Origin of the sequence: Microvirga massiliensis (genome assembly GCF_001006805.1) — a bacterium.
Lineage (GTDB): Bacteria > Pseudomonadota > Alphaproteobacteria > Rhizobiales > Beijerinckiaceae > Microvirga > Microvirga massiliensis.
In genome coordinates this window covers 342,258-348,878 of sequence record NZ_LN811358.1, presented here as the reverse complement: position 1 = coordinate 348,878, position 6,621 = coordinate 342,258, and the positions used below count along the sequence as shown (strand labels likewise).

At 63.9% G+C, this 6,621-nt stretch carries 7 protein-coding genes; all 7 read left to right on the top strand.

The window, feature by feature from the left end:
- Positions 1-127: 127 nt before the first annotated feature.
- The 7 genes from BN1233_RS25835 (at position 128) to BN1233_RS25805 (ending at position 6,561) form a co-directional block, all read left to right on the top strand.
- Entirely contained in the window at positions 128-1,099 is a 972-nt protein-coding gene (locus BN1233_RS25835) for a heme o synthase (RefSeq protein ID WP_082145649.1), read from the top strand.
- Between the two features lie 10 nt (positions 1,100-1,109).
- Positions 1,110-1,265 carry a hypothetical protein gene (locus tag BN1233_RS48545; RefSeq protein ID WP_187144373.1) on the top strand — a complete coding sequence of 52 codons (156 nt, stop codon included), beginning with the start codon at positions 1,110-1,112 and terminating at the stop codon, positions 1,263-1,265.
- Between the two features lie 7 nt (positions 1,266-1,272).
- Positions 1,273-1,863 carry a cytochrome c oxidase assembly protein gene (locus BN1233_RS25825; protein ID WP_046866472.1) on the top strand — a complete coding sequence of 197 codons (591 nt, stop codon included), beginning with the start codon at positions 1,273-1,275 and terminating at the stop codon, positions 1,861-1,863.
- Positions 1,864-1,930: 67 nt separating this feature from the next.
- A complete protein-coding gene (locus tag BN1233_RS25820) occupies positions 1,931-2,791 on the top strand; it encodes a cytochrome c oxidase subunit 3 (protein ID WP_046866471.1) in 861 nt (286 codons plus the stop codon).
- A 237-nt stretch (positions 2,792-3,028) separates the two neighbouring features.
- Positions 3,029-3,778: an SURF1 family protein gene (locus BN1233_RS25815; protein WP_046866470.1), complete on the top strand. Its 750-nt coding sequence runs from the start codon at positions 3,029-3,031 to the stop codon at positions 3,776-3,778.
- A gap of 78 nt (positions 3,779-3,856) precedes the next feature.
- Complete coding sequence (thrC, locus tag BN1233_RS25810; RefSeq protein WP_046866469.1) at positions 3,857-5,272, top strand: threonine synthase; 1,416 nt, start codon at positions 3,857-3,859, stop codon at positions 5,270-5,272.
- On the top strand, positions 5,269-6,561 hold the full coding sequence (locus BN1233_RS25805; RefSeq protein WP_046866468.1) for a M16 family metallopeptidase: 1,293 nt from the start codon (positions 5,269-5,271) through the stop codon (positions 6,559-6,561). The genes thrC and BN1233_RS25805 overlap by 4 nt, the downstream gene beginning before the upstream one ends.
- Positions 6,562-6,621: the final 60 nt, after the last annotated feature.

The following is a 6,621-nucleotide window of genomic DNA, read 5'->3' as shown; positions in this document are numbered from 1 at the left end:
TACGCATCATTGAACCACGGCGGACGGCAGCCCCCTGCCGTCCGCTCCTCCCCCGAGGGCTCTGAGGAGCCTTCCGGAGAGGAGCTCCAACCATTCGTCCCCGGCCCTTCCGGAGGCAGTAGAGAACATGTCCAAAGCAGTCGCTGAATCATTCACCGGACATTCCCCCGTCATCGCCGGACCGGCGGTGGCCGCCAGCGGTGTCTCGCAGGGTGACGTCAGCGACTTCATTGCGCTGCTGAAGCCGCGCGTGATGTTCCTGGTCGTGTTCACCGCGCTCGTCGGGATGGTCGTTACGCCGGTGACCGCTCATCCCGTGATCGCTTTCGCTTCCCTCGTGATGATTGCGGTTGGCGCCGGCGGCTCGGGCTGTCTCAATATGTGGTGGGATGCCGATATCGATGCGGTCATGACCCGCACGCGCAAGCGCCCGATTCCGGCAGGACGTATCGGCCCCCAGGAAGCCCTCACGTTTGGAGTCTCCCTCTCCGTCGGATCGGTATTGGCGCTCGGCCTCGTCAGCAATTGGCTTGCGGCGAGCCTGCTCGCCTTCACGATCTTCTTCTACGTGGTCGTCTATTCCATGTGGCTGAAGCGCGCGACGCCCCAGAACATCGTTATTGGTGGTGCAGCCGGCGCTCTTCCACCCGTCGTCGCCCAGGCTGCGGTCTCAGGCTATGTCGGGCTCGAGAGCCTCGCGCTCTTTGCGATCATCTTCCTGTGGACGCCGCCGCATTTCTGGGCCCTGGCCCTCGTCAAGTCGAGCGACTACGAGAGCGCCGGGATTCCGATGCTCCCGAATGTCGCCGGGCCCGACGAAACCCGTCGCCAAATCCTGCTTTATACGCTCATTCTCGTGCCTGCCGGCCTCCTTCCAGTAGCCCTGGGCTTCGGCGGCTGGCTCTACGCGGTCATCGGCACGATCGGCGGCCTGGCCATGCTGGCGCTCGCCATCAAGGTCTATCGCTATCGAGAAGGCGACGCGGCTTTCCGTGCCGCACAGCAACTCTTCGCCTACTCGATCCTTTATCTTTTCGTTCTGTTTGCGGTTCTTCTGGTCGAGCACGGATTCGGCCTCTACCGCGCAGTGCTCGGCTGAACTCATGACAATGAACCCGAAACCGCCGTCATTGACGCCCGAGGACCAACAGCGACGCCGCAAGCGCTCGCTTGCGATCGCGCTCGCCCTCGCGGCCATCGTGATGCTCTTCTATGCGGTCACGATCGCTAAGCTCGGCCCGCAGGTTCTGAACAGGCCATTGTGAGGATCCGATGACCGGGAACGGACAAGCTGATCAATCCAACCGGCGCGTCGTGCTGGCCTGCGTAGCTGCTGCGGTATCGATGGTCGGAATTTCCTATGCTTCGGTCCCGCTCTACGACCTGTTCTGCCGGGCAACGGGTTTCGGGGGAACCCCGATGGTCGGAACGGGACCGTCGGCGGCAGGCGTGATCGATCGCACGATCGGCGTTCGCTTCGACGCCAATGTCGCTCCGGGCCTGTCCTGGCGCTTTACGCCCGAGAGCCCCGAGGTGACCGTCCGGTTGGGCGAGACCACTACGGTTCTGTATCGAATCACCAACGAGGGTTCGACAGCGGCGACGGGCGTCGCGACTTTCAACGTCCAGCCTCCGCTGACCGGCGGTTACTTCGTCAAGCTCGAATGCTTCTGCTTCCAGGAGCAGACTCTCCAGCCCGGCGAAACCATCGAGAGTGCGGTGGTCTTCTACGTCGAGCCGGCCCTTGCACAGGATGACAACGTGAAGGACATGACGTCCATTACGCTCTCCTACACCTACTTCCCGGTGAAGAACGGAAAGGTCACGACGGCTGCGACGTCGCCGACCTTGGCAGCACAATAACAAGCGTGACAACACGGACGGAAACGTCCAAAAGCGAACCCAAAATCGAGGCACGGAGACACAGGTAATGGCTGAGGCGCACGCCAAGCACCACGATTATCACTTGGTGGACCCAAGCCCTTGGCCCCTCATAGGGTCGGTGAGCGCGTTCACCATGGCCGTCGGCGCGGTCATGTACCTCAAGACCTTGACAATCGGCGGCCTTGCGCTCGGTCCCTACATATTCTTCCTCGGCGTTGCCGGTGTCCTCTACACCATGCTGAGCTGGTGGACGGACGTTGCGCGCGAAGCGACCTACCAAGGTTTTCACACCCGGGTCGTCCAGCTCAGCCATCGCTACGGCATGCTTCTGTTCATCGCCTCGGAGGTGATGTTCTTCGTTGCATGGTTCTGGGCCTATTTCGACGCGGCGCTCTATCCGAACGACCCGCACCAGTATGCGCGCGCCGATCTCTTCGGCGGGGTCTGGCCCCCCAAGGGAATCGAGACCTTCGATCCCTGGCATCTCCCGCTCCTGAATACCCTCATTCTGCTGACGTCCGGCACGACGGTGACCTGGGCCCACCACGCGCTCCTCCACAACGACAGACAGGGCGTCAAGATCGGTCTGTGGCTCACGGTGCTGCTGGGCTTCATCTTTACGTGCGTGCAGGCCTATGAATACAGCCACGCCGCGTTCGCCTTCCACGGACACATCTACGGCGCGACGTTCTTCATGGCGACGGGATTCCATGGCTTCCACGTTATCGTCGGGACCATCTTCCTGGCCGTATGCCTCTACCGCGTCTATCAAGGGCATTTCACCCCGCGGCAGCACCTCGGCTTCGAATTCGCCGCCTGGTACTGGCACTTCGTCGACGTAGTGTGGCTGTTCCTGTTCGCCGCCATCTATGTCTGGGGCTACGGCGGACACGGTGGCACCTTCTGACACCTTCGTCCGAACTCCCTATATGAAGGGCGGCTTTGGCCGCCCTTCCTCGTTTATGCACACGGCTCGTCCTCTCTTGCTTTCGCTGCCGGAATCAGTCCCTGGCGCATCATCCGCCTCTTCCCGGCACGTGCGACGCTCCACGGCTCCGATGATCCATCGGACCTCCTGGTGCCGCACAGGAGTGAAGGCCGGCCTCGCCGGAAATCGCCATCGCTCGGCAGAGGGAGGTCACGGATGAAAAGAGCACCGGAGAATCGCTTCGCGACGCTCCTCTGGCCGTTCGTCACTTTCCTCGTGGCGCTTGCGATCCTGCTCTCCCTCGGCTTCTGGCAACTCGACAGGAGAGCCTGGAAAGAGGATCTCCTCGCGCAGATCGCTTCGCGCGCCTATGGCGAGCCGGCTTCCCTCCCCGCGACCTGGGACCCGGCCAAAGACGAGTTCCGCCGTGTGCAGGTCACCGGGACGTTCGTTCACGACGCGGAAACCCCGGTCCACGGTCTGGCCCCCGGAGTGAAGGGAATGCCGCTGCAGGGCTTCTACCTATTCACGCCGCTGCGACTCCCATCGGGGAATCTCGTGATGGTCAATCGTGGTATTGTTCCTACCGAATTGCGGGATCCGGCTACTCGCCCGGAGAGCCGGCCGGAGGGCGAGGTGACGGTGACCGGGCTTCTGCGCTCCCCGGAGCAGCCAAACTGGTTCATGCTCGAGAACCGCCCGGAGGCGGACGAGTGGTTCGTCCGCAAACCTCAGCAATTCGCCGCCGCCAAGGGCCTTTCCGTTCCTCCCTACTATATCGAGGCGGAGGCCGGGCAGCCCGGCAGCTGGCCCAGAGGCGGACAGTTTCAGCTCGACATCCCGAACAACCACCTCCAATACGCACTGACTTGGTTTGGAATCGCGTTGACGCTCATCGCCGTCTTCGTGGCTTTCGTCCGGCGTCGTCTCTCCGGCGAGCCTGAGGCCATACGGACGGAACCCTGATCCGGGCTCGCAACCGAAGCTGCCTTGTTCCACTCACCTGCGGACCGTAATGTCCGTCATCTTTCCGCGGAGAACCCCGTGCTTCATGTCTCGACCCGTGGCGAGGCGCCAGCGATCGGCTTCACAGACGCGCTCCTGACCGGGCTGGCCCGTGATGGGGGCCTCTACGTGCCCGAAGCGTTTCCTGCCCTCACGCCAAGCACGATCGCGGCTTTCGCCGGCCTGCCCTACGCTGCCGTCGCCGAGCGTGTCCTCTCGCCCTTGATCGGGGACGAGATCGCTGCACCTGACCTTTCCGGGATGATCGCCCAGGCCTATTCGGGCTTCCGCCATGCTGCGATCTGCCCAGTCTCGCAGATCGGCGACAACCTCTTCGTCCTCGAACTGTTCCACGGCCCGACGCTGGCGTTCAAGGACGTGGCCATGCAGCTGCTCGGCCGCCTGATGGACCACGCGTTGCGTCAGCGCGGCGCCCGCGCGACCATCATCGGCGCGACGTCAGGCGATACCGGCAGCGCCGCCGTCGAGGCTTTTCGCGGCCTCTCGCAAGTCGATGTGTTCATCCTCTACCCGCATGGCCGGGTCTCGGAGGTACAGCGGCGTCAGATGACGACCGTTGCCGCCCCGAACGTCCACGCGATTGGGATCGAGGGCACCTTCGACGACTGCCAGGCCCTCGTGAAGGCGATGTTCAATCACGCCCGCTTCCGGGACGAACTTCTCCTGTCGGGCGTGAACTCCATCAACTGGGCCCGGGTCGCTGCACAGGCCGTATATTATTTCACGGCTGCAGTCTCTCTCGGTGCGCCCCACCGTCCCGTGTCCTTCGCCGTGCCGACGGGCAATTTCGGCAACATCCTCGCGGGATGGATCGCCAGGCGCATGGGCCTGCCGATCGGCCGCTTGATGATCGGAACGAATGCGAACGACATCCTCGTGCGGGCGTTGTCGACGGGCAGCTACCAGATCCAGGGCGTTGAGCCCACGACCTCGCCCTCCATGGATATCCAGGTGTCGTCGAATTTCGAGAGATTGCTCTTCGAGGCCTATGGACGCGATGCCGGCGCGATCCGCCGCCTCATGGGAAGCCTCGCCCAAGCGGGCCGCTTCGATATCGATCCCGGGCCGCTGGAACGGATCCGATCCGAATTCGCCTCCGCCTCGGTCGATGAGCCCGGCGTCGCGTCGGAGATTCGCGATGTGCATAGCACGACCGGCATGGTCGTCGACCCGCATACGGCGATCGGCACGCGGGCCGGCCGACGGCTTCTGGAACAGGATCCCTCTGTTCCGGTGGTCGCGCTGGCAACGGCGCATCCTGCCAAGTTCCCCGAAGCGGTCGAGCGTGCGACCGGTGTGAGGCCGGCTCTTCCCCCGCATCTCGAGGACCTGCTCTCCCGCGAGGAGCGGTTCACAGTCCTGCCGCACGACCAAGCTCGGGTCGAGCGCTTCGTTCGCGAGCGCGCCCGCGCTGCGCGGGGCGTCGCCGCATGAACCATCACTTCATCGCGGAGCCCCGGATCGAGATCACCCGGCTGTCGAACGGACTCACGGTCGCGACCGAACGGATGCCCGAAATCGCAACGGCAACCTTGGGGGTCTGGGTCGGAGCCGGCTCGCGCAACGAGGCGCCGGAGGAGCACGGCCTCTCCCATCTCATCGAGCACATGGCGTTCAAGGGCACCGCGAGACGCTCGGCGCGGCAAATTGCGGAAGACATCGAGAATGTCGGCGGTGAGATCAACGCCGCCACGAGCGTCGAATCGACGAGCTATACGGCGCGCGTCCTCGGCGAGAACGTCGACGTCGCCCTCGACGTGATCGGCGATATCCTCACCTCCTCGACCTTCGCTGCAGCCGAACTCGCCCGCGAGAAGAGCGTCATCCTGCAGGAATACGCCGCTGTCGAAGACACGCCTGACGACCTCGTCTACGACGCCTTCATGGAGCGTGCCTTCACGGGACAGGCTATCGGCCGCCCGATCCTCGGGACGCCGACCACGGTCAAGGGGTTCGACGCAGCGGCCATCCACCGCTTCATGGAGCGGGAATATGTTCCCGAGAAGATGGTGTTGGCGGCAGCCGGGAATGTCGACCACGAAGCGATCGTGGCCGCCGCCGAACATGCGTTCGGACATCTACCCGCGCGGCCTGCCGTGGAGGCCGAGCATGCGCGATATTCGGGCGGAGCCCATCTGCTGCCGCGACGCCTGGAGCAGGCCAATATCGTCCTTGGCTGGCCCGGCCTGTCCTTCAAGGATTCGGGTTACTACGCGACGCATCTCTTTGCGCACGTACTCGGGGGTGGCCTGACATCGCGCCTCTGGCACGAAGTGCGGGAGACCCGTGGGCTGGCCTACGCGATCGACGCCTTCCACTGGCCCTTCTCGGATTGCGGCCTCTTCGGAATCGGTGCCGGGACTGCGGGTAGCGACGTAGCGGAACTTGTCGATGTCATATTCGATACCGTGACGACGGCCATCGAGACCATCGACGAGAGCGAAATCGTCCGCGCGAAGGCGCAGATGAAGGTCGCGCTTCTCGCTGCGCTCGAGACACCGGGTGGGCGAATCGAACGGACCGCCCGTCAGCTCCTCGCGTGGGGGCGCCTCATCCCGAGCCACGAAATCATCGCCAAGGTCGACGCTCTGACTCCGGATGACGTTCGGAGCGCGGGAAAGCACGTCCTCGCGGGGCTGCCCACAGTGGCGGCGATCGGACCGATTGACGGGCTTCCATCGATTACCGAGATTGCCGAGCGGCTCCACGGTCCACGGGCCTGAGGCGCCTACCCGCCGATTCCGCCGCACGCGCGGGTTCATCTTGATTTCGCCTTTCATCCC